Source organism: Prosthecobacter sp. (genome assembly GCF_046154365.1).
Classification (GTDB): Bacteria; Verrucomicrobiota; Verrucomicrobiia; order Verrucomicrobiales; family Verrucomicrobiaceae; genus Prosthecobacter.
In genome coordinates, this window is sequence record NZ_JBJXFV010000217.1 from 16,897 (window position 1) to 30,467 (window position 13,571).

Below are 13,571 nucleotides of genomic sequence, written 5' to 3' on the forward strand. Positions count from 1 at the left end.
AGACGCACGATCAGCCATCGACTCGTCCCGCTTTCATGCTACTGAACCCCGCCACCATCTGAGCGTCATGCGCATCATCGCCATCTCCAATCAAAAAGGCGGCGTGGGAAAAACCACGACCAGCGTCAATCTCGCCGCCTGCCTGGCCGAGCGTGGGAAGCGCGTGCTGCTGGTGGATCTGGATTCGCAGGGGAACACCACGAGCTGGCTTGGGCTGGCCAAGGAGGAGGGTGGCAGCCTCTATTCGGCGCTGGTGGATGGCACCCCGGCTTGGGACGCCGTGCGCAGCACGCGGTTGGAGAATCTGTTCATCATCCGCTCCCACCGTGAGCTTGCCGGCGCGGAGATCGAACTCGCCCAACGCGGCCAGCATCTGACCCGCATGCGCGATGTGCTGGCCGAGCTGCGCCCCTGCCCCGTGTTCGACCTCATTCTGCTCGACTGCCCGCCTTCCCTCGGCGTGATCATGACGTCGGCCCTGGCGGCGGCGGATGAGCTGCTGGTGCCGATCCAGTGCGAGTACCTGGCCCTGGAAGGCTTCTCCGACTTCCTGCAGATCATTCAGCAGGTCATCGCCAGCGGTGCCAATCCCGGCCTGCTCCTCGGCGGCGTCTTGATGACGATGTTCGATGGCCGCAACAGTCTCTCTCAGCAGGTCGTCAATGATGTGCGTGCCTACGTTGGGCAGCACTTCCCCGGCGATGTCATGTACCAGACCGTGATCCCCCGCACCGTGCGACTGGCGGAGACGCCAAGCTTCGGCAAAACCATCCTCGAATACGACCCCAATGGCAAAGGCGCCGAGGCGTATCGCGCTTTGGCAGAGGAGTTTCTTCAGCGCCAGCCGCCACAAGTCGCCGCGTCTTGAGTGCGGCTTTGAGGGTGGTAAGTGTTTTGTAAACGAATCATCAATTATTGCTTCTATAATACGAGACTCTAAAATGCCAGCGTTCGCAAATTTGAAAGCCCACGCACGCTGTCATGCCTCCCGCATCACCCACTCCACGGTTTCCGAAGTCATCGTCCCGCCTGCTCTCCCAGCTTTTGGCCGGCCTGCTGACCAGTCTGACCGCGATCACCGGAATGGCGGCGGAACTGCCCGCGTTTCGCAGTCTGTGGGTGGATCAATCTCTGCGTCCTGATGCCCGCTCCCTCGCCGCCTTTGACCTGAGTATTTTGAACCCCCATGCCGAACTCGACATGGAACCGGGGCATGCGCAGGGGAATCGCTACCTCGCGCTGCTCGACCTTGCTCATGTACGCACTGGCTCACGTGAGGCCATGCTCGTCGCTGACCGTCAGGTGGCTTCCAAGCCCTCCGCTACAGAGAAACACACCCGCATCGTGCATCCCGCCGATCCGCAATGGATCGCTTGGGTGGTCGAGGCACTGGCCGATCCGGTGGCAAAGAAAGGCTTCGACGGTTTCGTACTCAGCCTCGGAAATGAGCAGGCGGACCCGGCATCACGCACCAGCGTGGTCACGCTCGCCGCCACGCTGCGTCAGCGTTACCCCGACAAGCACATCCTGCTCGACCTGCATATCGGCCTTGGCACCGAAGCCATCCATGTCGCCGATGGCTTCCTCGCTCTTGGCGTTTACACCTGCGAAGGAAAAAACAGCACGGTGGACTGGAGGCCCATTGCCGAGGCGCAGCGCCTCACACGCCTCATCCGCACCGTGCAGATGCAGGGCATGCGTGTCTTTGCGGTCGATTACGCTCCTGCCGAAGACCGCGCCGCCTGCCGCGAAGCCGCCAAGCGCCTCACCGCCATCGGCACCCTGCCCTTCATCACCACGCCCGCATTGGTTGGCGTCAATCTCGGCCCGCTGGAGGAAATCTCCCGCCGTGTTCTCGTCCTGCATGGCTGGGATGAAAAACACGTCGGTGAAAAAGCCGCCGCGCCTGCAACCACCCTCACCTCCCGCGTCCTGCGTCAGTCACTCGAATGGCTCGGCTGCGAACTCACTTTCCAAGCAGCAAACGGCGCAGACTTCCTGCCAAAAGACCACGACTTCGCCGCAGTCATCCTCGATTCCAGTTTGGTGCTCAGCGCCGATCAGCAGCGCACGCTCGCCGCATGGCTGCCTTCGTTGCGTGCCAGAAACATCCCGCTGCTGCTCACCAGCATGCCTTGGACCGACAGTGCTGCCCGGCAACTCGCCATGCAGCATCTCGGCCTCGGCGGCCGGGCTCAGCCTGCCTCGCGTCTGGTCAAAACCAGTGTCGCCAGCATGGATTCCACCCTGCTGCGCCCGAATGCAAAGATCACCGCTCGCTCGCTCGGCTTTCTCGACCTCGAAGCACCTGCGGATGCACACATCGTGCTCGCCTTGCACGGTCAGGATGCGCTGGGGTCCGATCATCGCTTTGATCAAGCCTTCCTCGCTTCCTGGGGCGGTGCGTGGATCGATCCCGCCGCTGAAGCGGCAGACCCCCAGCTCAATCTGCCCGCCTTCCTCGAACAATGCCTCGGGGCAGATCACGGCGCTCCCGTGCCTGATACCACCACCCGCGAAGGCCGCCGTATTTTCTACAGCCACATCGACAGCACCGGTTTTTCTGAACCCTCCACGCTTCCTGGCTTTCCGCTTTGCTCCGAAGTCATGCGTGATCGCATCCTCAACCGCTACCTGCTGCCCGTCACCGTTGCCGTGTGTGAAGCCGACCTGCGTTGCTGGCTGCCAGGCCAGCAGGCCGTGGATGCACCGCCTCTGGAGCATGTCGCCCGCAGCATTTTCGAAATACCGCAAATCCAGGCCGCCTCGAACTCCTTTTCCCGCCCATCGCAATGGACCGCCGGCATCGACATCACCAGCAAGCTTAACGAACGCGCCAAATCCGCCCGTCACGACATGGAGCGCGAGATCGCCGGCTCCATGAACTACATCCATCGCCGCCTGCTGCCGCTTGGCAAAGATGTGAACCTCATGCTGTGGCCTGACAATGCGGCACCCACACCCGAGGCATTGCGCTTCTGCCGCACCATGAATGTCGAACAGCTTCCCTCCGCATCTGACTCCGCCCCGGCTGCCTCAGATTCGATCCGCATGGCACCATTGGCCGTGCGTTGCCGCTTTGCTGACGTGCGCACTGAGCAGGGCGTCGCCGCACTCGAAAAAACCTTCGATGCCTGCGCCGGGGAGCCGCTGCACGCGATGACCGCCGCCACCTACGCCGCCAGCGTTCGTGATGCTCGCCGCACGCGCATCCTGAGCGCCGGTGACAATCGCTGGATCATTCTGAATGCAGGCGCCTCACGCACACTGCGCCTCGCCGCAAGCGCTGGCGTTCCCGACATGGCACAGTGCCAGGGTGTGTCCGGTTACACAGTCCATCAGGGCCAGATTTACATCCACACCATGGGCCGTGCGCGCACTGAACTGGTCCTCACCAAGACCAAACCCTCACAGCACCTCCATCTCGCCGAAAGCAGCACCACGGTCGAGTTCATGGAGCTGTCCTCGCGTCGCGCCACCTTCCAGGTGCGCGATCTGCGTCCCGTTGAAATCGTCCTCGGTGGCTTCGAGCCGCGTGGCCAGTGCGCCTACCTCGAAAACGGCCGCCCTTACTCTGCGAATGCGGATGCCAACGGCGTCGTTCACCTCGAACTCGCCTGCCGCGCCACCGTCTCCCTCCAATCGCTGCCGCCCGCCATCCAGGCTGTGATGCGCTGATCCTTCCACCCTTCCCGAGCCTTCATGACACGCAGTTCACGTCAGATTTTCCTGCTCATCGTTTCCTACACTGCGCTCGCCATCGTCTGGGGCTGGCGTTTGCATGCGGACGATGCTGTGCCGGTCAAAGAGGACGCCGTGCTCGAACTCACGCGCACCGACATCGCCACGCGCCTCGCCAATGCGCCCAAACACTTGCAGCAGGCCGCCATATTTCAGCTCGCCATGCTGCCCGAACGTGAAGTGCGTGCTTTGAACGACTGGCGTCAGGCACCGCCGGAACAACGGCTGCGTCAGCTCACCGTGCAGCAAGGGCCGGTTCACGCCCCATGCCCGCTCAACACCGCGCTCCTGTTCGCTGAACTCATGCGTGCTGACGCCCCGCTCGTCGATGACAGCCGCCTGCTCGTCTCCGCCTCCGGTGAGCGCCTCGAAGAACCGCACAAGATCGAAGCCTTGGAACTGCTCGCCTCCCAGGCCATCGACAACAACGAACTCAGCCTCGCACTCGCAATCCACGAACGCGCCTGCGAATCTCCCATCGCAAGCTGGCAGAACGTGCTCAACCTCGCCGAGGCCGCACGCCTTGCCCGCCGTCCCGCCGCCGCCTTGCGTGTCGTCAACTTCTGGCTCGACGACGACAAGCCGCGCCTCGAAGCCGCGCAACGCGAGGACGCTCTTGATCTGCAAACCACGCTGCTGCTCGAAGGCACCCGTTATGCCGAAGCCGGCCGCATCGTGCTCGATGCTCTGCGTGCATTGAAGCCCGCTGAGGCCATTCCAGCGCGCCTCATGCAGCGTGCCGTGCTTGCCACCCATGCCGCCGCGGAATCCGACGAACTGCTCCCCTGGATCGAGCGCCAGCTCCGCACCTATCCCGATCATCAGTTCACGCTGGAACAAATCGCCGCAGGAACCGCCATCGCCGCCGCCTACCGCCACTGGCTCAGCGAAGCCGCCGCCATCGCCGATCTCAATCAGCAGACCAGCATCGCCTGCGACATGTTCTTCCGTCTCGCCGCAGCAGGTGAAACCCGCGTGCTTGCCCGTCTGCATGCCCTCGCGACACAAATCGGTCGGGGCAAAGAACTCTCAAAGTTGCTCACCACGCTGCAAACTCGCCCGCAGCACCCAATATCGGCCCCACAGCTCGCCCAAGCCCTCGCCACCGGCAATGTTCCTTCCCCTGCACGCGATCTTCTCGCCGCTCATCTCAAAGCATCCGCGAATGATCGTGAAGGCTGGCGTCTGCTCACTCAAATCGATGTCACCCTGCGCGGCAGCGGCTCCGCACCCTTCTTGTGGGAAAGCTTCCTCAAACGCTTCCCCGGCGATGCTCCCGCCTTGCGTCAGCTCGCCCAGCTTCAGTTCGATGCCGCGCACTATTCCCAGACCCTGCGCACCTTGCAGCAGATTCCCGGTGATCAACTCGATGAAGCCACCCTGCGTCGCATCATCGCCCTTGCCATCCAGCTCGACGCCATCACCATCGCGCATCGTGCCCAGCAGCTTCTCGTCGAATCCGCAAGCCATCCCGCCGTCAACGATGTTCTCGCCCTTGCCAGCCTCACCCACCAGCATCCCGATGCCGAAGCCGCTCAGAACACCCTGACCGAAGCCGTCGCAAAACTTCCCGCTCAAACCGCCTTCCACAAAGAACTCCTCGCCACCCCACAAACCGGCGAAGCATCCGCGTTCAACACAGCGGTGAAGACGAAGTGATTTCCAGCATGCTGGTCTGCTGCGCAGTCTGAAGACGCCCCCTCACCCGGCCTCTCCCCGAAGCCATCGTGCAAAACATCCGCACTCTCGACGGGGAGAGGAGGATGCATTTCGTTCCATCACGCTTTCAAAATCGCACAAAGCGAATCTCCCTCTCCCCGCCCCATGCTGTATTGCTCCAAGATTAACTTCGGGGAACCGTAGCGGAGCGGAGATAGACTGCCGTAGGCAGCCCGCAGGGTGAGCGCAGCGAATCAAAGGGCTGGGGTGAGGGGCCAGCCTCAAGAATACGAACCCAGAATGTTCATGTCTTTGCCCTGCATGTTGAACGCAGGCTTGCTGATTCCAGTCCATCCAGCACAATCAGCGCATGTCGAAACATCTCCACGCCCTCCTGCTCCTCCTCTGTCTCACCGCAGGCTGCACCATGCTGCCGCAGGACGAATTCGGCCGCCGTCAGGTTTACGAGCGGCGTTTGCACCGCCTCGAATTCCCCGTCACCCGCGCACACCTCTATAAAACCCTGCGTCCCGCCTCACCGGCGCGTCCCACGGGCAACAGCGGCTCCGGCTTGCTGACGGGCAGCGAGTTCTACCGACTCGATGACATTTTCGTCGTCGAACTGTCCGTCGTTTATAAAGCCGTCGCCGGAGCTGCGGATTACTTCAATCCCGCCCCCACCATCGGCGGCCAGGTGCGAGCCATCCTCGACGCCTCTCAAAGCATCGACAATTTCATGGATCGCGGCACGCCAGAACATCCAGCAGACATCATTCAGCGAGCACACATCGTGAAACGCCCAGCGTATCGGAGCGCGAGTTTTTAACTCGCCTGACTTTCCTCCCACCCCGCTCCACCCAAAGCTTTCGCTTGGTCACCCGTGCTGCTTGATGATCCGTATAAAGTCCGGCAAATACTCCTTCGCCTTCTTCTCGCCCACGCCCCGAATCTTGAGTCCGGCCTCAATCGTTTTCGGCTTCAACCGCGTCATGAACTCCAGCGTCTGGTTGCTGAAAATCACATAGGACGGCACGCCTTCCGACTCCGCCAAGGCCGTGCGATGACGTTTGAGCTTCTCGAACAACGCATCGTCAAAGCCAAGCTCACGGGCAGCTAGTTCTTCATTCTGCGCCGTCTTGCCCTTCGGCTTTGCCATCGGCGCATGCATCGACGGCCAGCGCATCTTGACGTTCTGCCCGGCCTTCATCGCCGCGATTCCCTGTGTGGTAAGTGAGACAATGGGATATTCACCGCTGCTGGTCTCGATCAGCCCCAGCTTTTCCAGTTCGGCGAACAACGGATGCAACGCCTGCGTGCCGACGTGCTGGAGCAGACCGTAGGTGCTGAGTTGATCATGCCCGGCATCGACGATCTCCTTCGACTTGCTGCCCACCAGCATCTGGATGATGCGGCCTTTGCCAAAACGACCTTCCCAAGTGCCGTCCGCATGCTTGGTGGACATGCGGGCGATCCCACTGAGCGCCTGACGCAGCATGGTGACTTCTTCCGCCGTGCCTTCACGCGGTGGCTGCACGCCTTCAGCCCGGCACACATCGCAACTGCCGCAGGGAGTGCTCTCCGTTTCACCGAAGTAGCGCAAAATCTGCTCCTGGCGGCAGGCTTTGTCGTCGTAGCACAGTTCGATCATCGACTTCAGCTTCGAGCGGTCGCGCCGGTCCTTTTCGCGCAGCGCCTCCATGTCGATCTTCAAATCGCGCGTCAGCACCTGCGGTTGCAGTAGCCGCGTGCCGCGAATGCGCTTCCCAGGAATGTCAAAACGCTCGATGTAGCCATTACGTGCGAGATGACCGAGCGCCGAACCGATCGCCATGCTGTTCTTGGCTCCGGTACGATCCGTGATGTCATCGATCGAGGCCTGCACCTCGTGATTCGAATCTGCCGCGTTCAGCAACGTCTGATAAACGTTCCGAATGATGTCCACGCTCGGGTTGTTGCCGTCGATGAAGAACTCCTGCGTCTTCGTGTCGGCAAAATTGAAGAACAGCTCGCACTGCGATGGCTCGCCGTCGCGCCCCGCACGCCCCGCTTCCTGATAATAGGCCTCCACGCTGCCCGGAACATCGAAGTGGACGACAAAGCGCACATCCGAGCGGTCAATGCCCATGCCAAACGCATTCGTCGCCACCGCCACATCCGCTTTCTTCGTGATGAACTTCGTCTGGCGCGATTCGCGTTCCTTGTCGTCGAGTCCGCCGTGATACTCGATGGCCTTGAGCTTCCAGTCGCGCAATTCGCTACCGACTTCCTCGACCCGCTTGCGTGTGGAGCAGTAGATGATGCCCGTCTTGTGCTGCGCGATGATTTTTTTCAGCCGCTCGTATTTGTCGCCGCTGCTTTTCGTGTGCGAGATGTTCAGGCTCAGGTTCGGCCGCTCGAAGCCGCGAATGACCACGTAGGGATCACGCAATTGCAGCGTCTTCAAAATGTCGCCCCGCACCTCCGGCGTGGCCGTGGCCGTCAGTGCGATGACTTGTGGGCGATCCAGATGCGCCAACGCCTCGCCCAGCCGCATATAATCCGGCCGGAAATCGTGGCCCCATTGCGACAAACAGTGCGCTTCATCCACCGCAAACAGCGCGATCTGCACCTGCCGCAGCGCGTTCGTAAACATCCGGCTGCGAAAACGCTCTGGCGCGACATACACGAGCTTGTACTCGCCTCGCCGCAGCGCTTCGATGCGTTCCTGCTGCTCGCCGAGCGAGATCGAGCTGTTGATCAGCGTCGCCGGAATGCCGCGTCGCTCCAGTGCATCCACCTGATCCTTCATCAGCGCGATGAGCGGACTCACCACGACGGTCACGCCATCCATCACCATCGCCGGAAGTTGATAGCACAGCGATTTGCCGCCACCGGTCGGCATGATCACCATCGTGTCGCGCCCGCTCAAGATGCCTGCCATCACCGTTTCCTGACCATCGAGGAACTCGCGAAAGCCAAAATACTTCTGCAACGCCAGTTTGGCGTCGTGGATGGGCGTGGAGTCAGCGGTTGGAAGGAGGTCGGACACGGGCGGTGCATCATGGCTGCGCTGCGCGGTTCATCAACTCGGCAGACTTACTTCTCTTCCTGTCCTTGCTCGTTGCGCACCACGACCTTGTCCAATCCCAGCCTGTTCCCGGCATAGTGCAGGCATTTCACGATGTTGGCCTCCTCGTAGTCCAGCGCCTCCTCCATGCCGAGGCCGGTGACCTTGGGCAACTTGGCCGCCTTGCGTTCACGCACCAGCGTGAGCATGCGCGCGAGATCGGTGCCTGATTTGTCGGGAAAAGTGGCCCAGTAGCCGGGTTTGAGGCAGGGAATGTCCAGCGGATCGCGCGTGATCATCTCCAGGTGGTAGTCGATCTGCGGATTGTGCTTCTCAAACAGCGCAAACATGCGCGGCAGATCGAGCACTCCCTCGCCTAGCGGCACTTCGGAGAGCAGGAAGCCGGTGGGCGTCTCCTGCACAGCCACGTCCTTGATGTGTGTGGTCACGGCAAAGGGCGCGAGCGTTTCGACGACGTGCATTGGATCTTCGAGCAAGGCCATGCTGTTGCCGGTATCGACACAGGCACCGATGTGCGGGCTGCTGAGGCGTCCCAGCAGCTCCGCCAGCTCCGCCGCTTGGAAATCCTTGTGATTCTCGATGCCGATCCGCACGCGCTGCCGCCGAGCGACCGGTTCCGCGAGCTGCATGGACTTGAACGCGCTCGCTTTGAAGTGCTTGAAGTCCTCCAGGCTGGAAAACAGCTCGTAGCGCCGGCCACCAGTCGCGGAGCGGAAGATCGTCGCGCCCGCTTCCTTGCCGAGACGCAGTTCCTTCTCGAAGCGGTCCACGTCGTTCTCGTTCTTCGGCAGCGTGATGCTGCCTTCGAGTTTCAGGCCGTAGGATTCACAGGTGTCATGCACCTTGCGGGCCAGTTCGCCCGTCCAGCCGTTGACCATAATCTGCAACGCGCCCACGCCGAAGCTGCGCACATGATCCAGCACATCCAGCGCGTTCTCAAACGGCGGACTCTTGAGGCTCGAGTACTTCCCCTGCCAGCGCTTCCAGTACGAATGAATCACAATCCCCATCCGCTTCCCACGCAACGCCGCCGGCAGCGGCAGGGCTACCAAAGCAGCGGCGGAAGTCAGAAAAGTGCGGCGCGTCATGAGGGTTCAAGGAACGTGAACGAAGTTACCCTCATTTCCAGCAAGCTTCCTGCCAAATGAAGATTGCTGAACGTAGGATGGGTGTGGCGACAGCCCGCCCGTCTGTTTGGAAGCTTACGAACGCCAGCAAGCCCCCAAACCGTCGGGCGGTGCTGCGATGCGAGCCATGCTGTTTCACGAACACCTTCGACGCAGCACACACCCAACCTACGTTCCAGCGATTTGCGATTTCAGATTTGAAAAGATGCCAAGCAGCCGGGTTTTGCATTGGGTGGGCGTGCTTCTACCACCAAGGAAACCACTTGGACAAGCCATGCCAGAATTCATCGCCTTGGCACATGGCGCAAAAGCCGAAGATGAGTGCGACGCCGATGACGACGGCCCAAAAGGTTCCAGTATAGGCTTCAAGTTCCCGTAATCCTACGAAGAAGGCGATCACAGCACCAAATGAAAAACCGCATCCAAACCGGAGGCGTTTTTCAAATGCATCTGGATGATGGCAGTCGCTCATATAACGTGCTCACCTCACCGTTCCACCCACCCACTCTGGCTGTCGCTTCGCGAGGCAGTCGGAGAGCCAGCGGACGAGGTCGGCGACGGAGTCGTGCTTTTTGCGCAGGGCGTTGAGCGCGGGCCAGTCGATGCTGTGGCGGGGCGTGGGCAGGGTGATTTTTTGGATGCGCAGCAGATTGTGTACAGCCTCGAACTCGGCGGCGCTCATGGCGCGGAGTTCTTTGGCGGAGGGCAGTTCATCGAGCTGGGTGAGCTGGATGCCGAGGCTACTGATGCCGACGCCGAACTGATGGCCGAGGCTGCGCAGGGCATCGACCAGCGCCTCGTCGTTGAGGCCTTCGGCGATGACGATCTCGCTTTGCAGCGTCCAGCGGGTGGCACTGAGGGCCTGGAAGAAGTCGGCGCTGAAGTTTTCGATGGAGACGTTGAGCTTGAGCTGCACGCCGGTGATGCCGACCTCGGGGCCGCCGAGATGACGGCGGAGATCGAGCATGGCGGCGTCGAAGCGCGGTGCTTCATCGCTGCCGGCGTCGAGATCCCAGTCGGCGACGACGAGATCGGGGATGTCCCATTCGCCCTCCATGCTGGGTGCGCCGCTGCTGTTGCGGTTCAGCAGGAAAGGATAGCGCGAGCGCTGAAGGCAGAGCCGCTCATAGATGGCGACGAGGCGTAGGTAGCGCGACCAGCATTGATCGCTTTCGTTTTCGCTCTCGAAGAGGTTCTGGCGGGCGACGCCGTTGGGGCCGCCGGCGGTTTTTTTCTGCCGCTGGTAGTAACCCTGGCCTTGATCGACCTTCGCGATGGGCGAGGTGGGATCGTAGCTGAGAATGGAAAAATGGTAGCGCAGCGTGGCGTCGCTGTAGCCGTCGCCGAGGCGCAAGCGCACAAGGCGGATGAGTTCGGTGCCCTTGATGGAATCCGCCGGATCATCGGGCAGGATTTCAGGGAGCAGTTGTCGCAGTTGTTCGCGCAGGTTCATCCTCGTGTGTGGTCACAGGATGCACGCGGGCGTGTGTGATGGTCAAGGTGGAAAACGGCGGAGAGCGGAGAGCAAAGGGCGAAGGGTTTTCGCGAAGCGGCTGAATCGTCCTCGTCCTCCTACTCGAACTCGTCCTCGATCAAGTCGCTTCGAGAGCACCCAGCGTTACCAAGCCAATGCAGCGGATATTTCATGGACGCTTGGACGATCACATCGCAATCTTGCGCCTTGATCGAGTTCGAGGACGAGTTCGAGGACGAGTTCGAGTGGGAGGACGAGTGCTGCGCTCGAAAGCGCGGTGGCGCTTGGTCCTTTGCTCTACGCTCTGCGCTCCTCTTTAATCGTGTACCTCGTGCGACGGCTGTTGAGCCAGCGCACGCCGAACATGTCCGTCGTGGCACGCAGCGCACGATTGCCGAAGCCGTACTTGCTCACGCCGTGGATGCGCGGGCGGTGATTCACCGGCACCTCGGTGACACGCCAGCCCATGTTGCGGATGAGCGCGGGGATGAAGCGGTGCATGCCGTTGAAGAGCAGCAGCGCCTCGCGGCAGTCGCGGCGCATGGCCTTGAGTGTGCAGCCGGTGTCGCGCACATGGTCGCCGACAAAACGGGAGCGCACGAAGTTGGCGATGCGGCTTTGCAGACGCTTGAACGGCGTGTCCTTGCGCTTGGCACGATAGCCGCAGACGAGGTCGAAGCCTTCATCGAGCTTGGCGATCAAAGCAGGAATGTCGGCGGGATCGTTTTGCAGGTCGCCGTCGAGCGTGACGATGACATCGCCCTTCGCGCCGTTGATGCCGGCATGCATGGCGGCGCTCTGGCCGCTGTTCTTTTCAAAGATGATCACGCGCACACGGTCGCCGCGTTGCACGCGGGCGAGCGTCTGGTCTTTGGAGCCGTCATCGACGAGCACGAGTTCGTAATCACGCCCGGCCAGCGCGGCGTCGATCTGCTTTTGCATCTCCACGACATTATCCTCCTCATTATAAAGAGGCACGACGACAGAGATGGCGGGTGAAGATGGCATGGGCGGGCAAAAGGGCGTCAAAAGTCGGGCGCTCGATAATCGTGGCAAGCGAAGATTTTCAGCCAGCGCACCTCATTGCCCGCATGCATGACACGGGCGACGGAAAGCACCTCGAAGCGTGCGAACCGGGCCTGCAAGGTCGCAGGCGGCGCAATGGCGGCAGGATCATCGGTGACAAAGATCGCGCTGCGGCCGCCGTGCCCGCGCAGATCGTCGTGGAGCGACTTCACCGGCTCGTTTTGGCCGAGATAGTGGTCGAGTTCGACCGCAAGACGCCAGTCGCTCGCGATGACAAACCACGGCCCATCGCCCCTCGTGTCCTTCAGCACGGCAGCAACGAGTTTCGCGCTCTCCCGCCAGCCGCGCATCGCCTTGGAGGGATCAGCGGTGAAGAAGTGTGTGTATTCGGAACCGGGCGTGATCTGACGCGAAAAACGCCACGGCAGTCCCAGCGTGCGCGGGAGGTCGGTTTGCAGCAGAAAGGCGCTTTGCAGTGCCGCGAGCACGACGGCGATGGTGCGCAGGCTGATTTTCTCCTCGCTGGCGACACCACCGAGCACCGTGCCGCGATGCGCGAGCAACATCGCCGCGAACAGCATCCAAACTGCGCCGCCCATGTCCGGCCAGCGATCGTGCGGGCCGTAAAGCAGATCAATCGTCGCCAGCGGCAGCAGCATCGCCAGCGGCAGGCTGCGCTGTGACATCAGCGTGGCACGCTCAAACGCCAGTCGTGCCGCCATGACGAACAGCATGAGCAGCAGCGGCGATGCGAGCACGATCCAGCGAAACAGATTGGGAACAAGCCGCCACTCCGGCCAGCCGAAACCGTTTTGGCATGTGAGCCAGTAAATCATCGCCAGCACCCAGCCCGCGACCACCACGATGAATCCTGATGCATGCAGGTGATGCCGCAGCCGTTCCGGCAGCACAAACACCAGTGTGATTGCGGCCAGAGTTCCCAGCGCAGGCGGTTGTACGAGCACCGTGCCCATCACGCATGCCGCTGCCGCCCACCAGGCCCAGTGCAACGGCTGCGCATGCAGCAGCGCGATGCGCAGACACAGCGCCAGCGTCGGCAGCAGCGCGAACATCAACGTGCTCGGCGTCAATGTGACGGCGGCGAGATTGAAAGCGGGCAGCACATTCACGATCACCACGGCCCAGCCGGCGATCTGCGCATCAAACAGGCCGCGCATCAGCCGCCACACCGCCAGCGATGCCGCCAGCGCGAGCAGTGGCGCAAAGAAACGCACGCCAAATTCGCACGCACCGCCGATGAGCATGCCCAGCTTCGCGCACAGCGGCACCAGCGGCCCCATTTCGAGAAATCCGCCGATTTGCCCGTGTTTTACACGAAAAACTGCCAACGCCTCATCTGGTGAGAGCTCCAGCGTCGGCAGCAAGGCCCAGCGCCAGAGCGTGAGCAGGCCGAGGGCGGCAAAGAGAAAGCGCTGGCGCTGCATGGTGGTTGAGCGCATTGAATAGTGGACGCCGC

10 protein-coding genes are annotated in these 13,571 nt (G+C 61.7%); 4 read left to right on the top strand and 6 right to left on the bottom strand.

The annotated features are described in order from the left end of the window. Positions 1 to 67 precede the first annotated feature (67 nt). From ACKVY0_RS27450 to ACKVY0_RS27465, 4 genes are all read left to right on the top strand, one after another. The gene (locus ACKVY0_RS27450; RefSeq protein WP_409218069.1) at positions 68 to 868 is read left to right on the top strand and encodes a ParA family protein; all 801 of its coding nucleotides are present in this window, start codon (positions 68 to 70) and stop codon (positions 866 to 868) included. Between the two features lie 113 nt (positions 869 to 981). Next, positions 982 to 3,678: a hypothetical protein gene (locus ACKVY0_RS27455; protein ID WP_409218070.1), complete on the top strand. Its 2,697-nt coding sequence runs from the start codon at positions 982 to 984 to the stop codon at positions 3,676 to 3,678. A gap of 24 nt (positions 3,679 to 3,702) precedes the next feature. Next, the gene (locus tag ACKVY0_RS27460; RefSeq protein ID WP_409218071.1) at positions 3,703 to 5,400 is read left to right on the top strand and encodes a hypothetical protein; all 1,698 of its coding nucleotides are present in this window, start codon (positions 3,703 to 3,705) and stop codon (positions 5,398 to 5,400) included. A 370-nt stretch (positions 5,401 to 5,770) separates the two neighbouring features. Then, positions 5,771 to 6,226 (top strand): hypothetical protein, encoded by a 456-nt coding sequence (locus ACKVY0_RS27465; RefSeq protein ID WP_409218072.1) that lies wholly within the window; start codon positions 5,771 to 5,773, stop codon positions 6,224 to 6,226. Positions 6,227 to 6,274: 48 nt separating this feature from the next. Here ACKVY0_RS27465 and ACKVY0_RS27470 read toward each other — a convergent pair whose 3' ends face one another. The 6 genes from ACKVY0_RS27470 to ACKVY0_RS27495 all read right to left on the bottom strand — a co-directional run bounded on the left by ACKVY0_RS27470 (position 6,275) and on the right by ACKVY0_RS27495 (position 13,554). After that, positions 6,275 to 8,428, bottom strand: a complete 2,154-nt coding sequence (locus tag ACKVY0_RS27470; RefSeq protein WP_409218073.1) for a RecQ family ATP-dependent DNA helicase — start codon at positions 8,426 to 8,428, stop codon at positions 6,275 to 6,277. Between the two features lie 47 nt (positions 8,429 to 8,475). Continuing rightward, complete coding sequence (locus ACKVY0_RS27475) at positions 8,476 to 9,555, bottom strand: sugar phosphate isomerase/epimerase family protein (protein WP_409218074.1); 1,080 nt, start codon at positions 9,553 to 9,555, stop codon at positions 8,476 to 8,478. Positions 9,556 to 9,838: 283 nt separating this feature from the next. Next, complete coding sequence (locus ACKVY0_RS27480) at positions 9,839 to 10,066, bottom strand: hypothetical protein (RefSeq protein WP_409218075.1); 228 nt, start codon at positions 10,064 to 10,066, stop codon at positions 9,839 to 9,841. 9 nt (positions 10,067 to 10,075) lie between these two features. Continuing rightward, a complete protein-coding gene (locus tag ACKVY0_RS27485; RefSeq protein WP_409218076.1) occupies positions 10,076 to 11,047 on the bottom strand; it encodes a hypothetical protein in 972 nt (323 codons plus the stop codon). A gap of 318 nt (positions 11,048 to 11,365) precedes the next feature. After that, positions 11,366 to 12,076 (bottom strand): glycosyltransferase family 2 protein, encoded by a 711-nt coding sequence (locus tag ACKVY0_RS27490; protein ID WP_409218077.1) that lies wholly within the window; start codon positions 12,074 to 12,076, stop codon positions 11,366 to 11,368. A 17-nt stretch (positions 12,077 to 12,093) separates the two neighbouring features. After that, on the bottom strand, positions 12,094 to 13,554 hold the full coding sequence (locus ACKVY0_RS27495; protein WP_409218078.1) for a glycosyltransferase family 39 protein: 1,461 nt from the start codon (positions 13,552 to 13,554) through the stop codon (positions 12,094 to 12,096). Between the last annotated feature and the right edge of the window lie 17 nt (positions 13,555 to 13,571).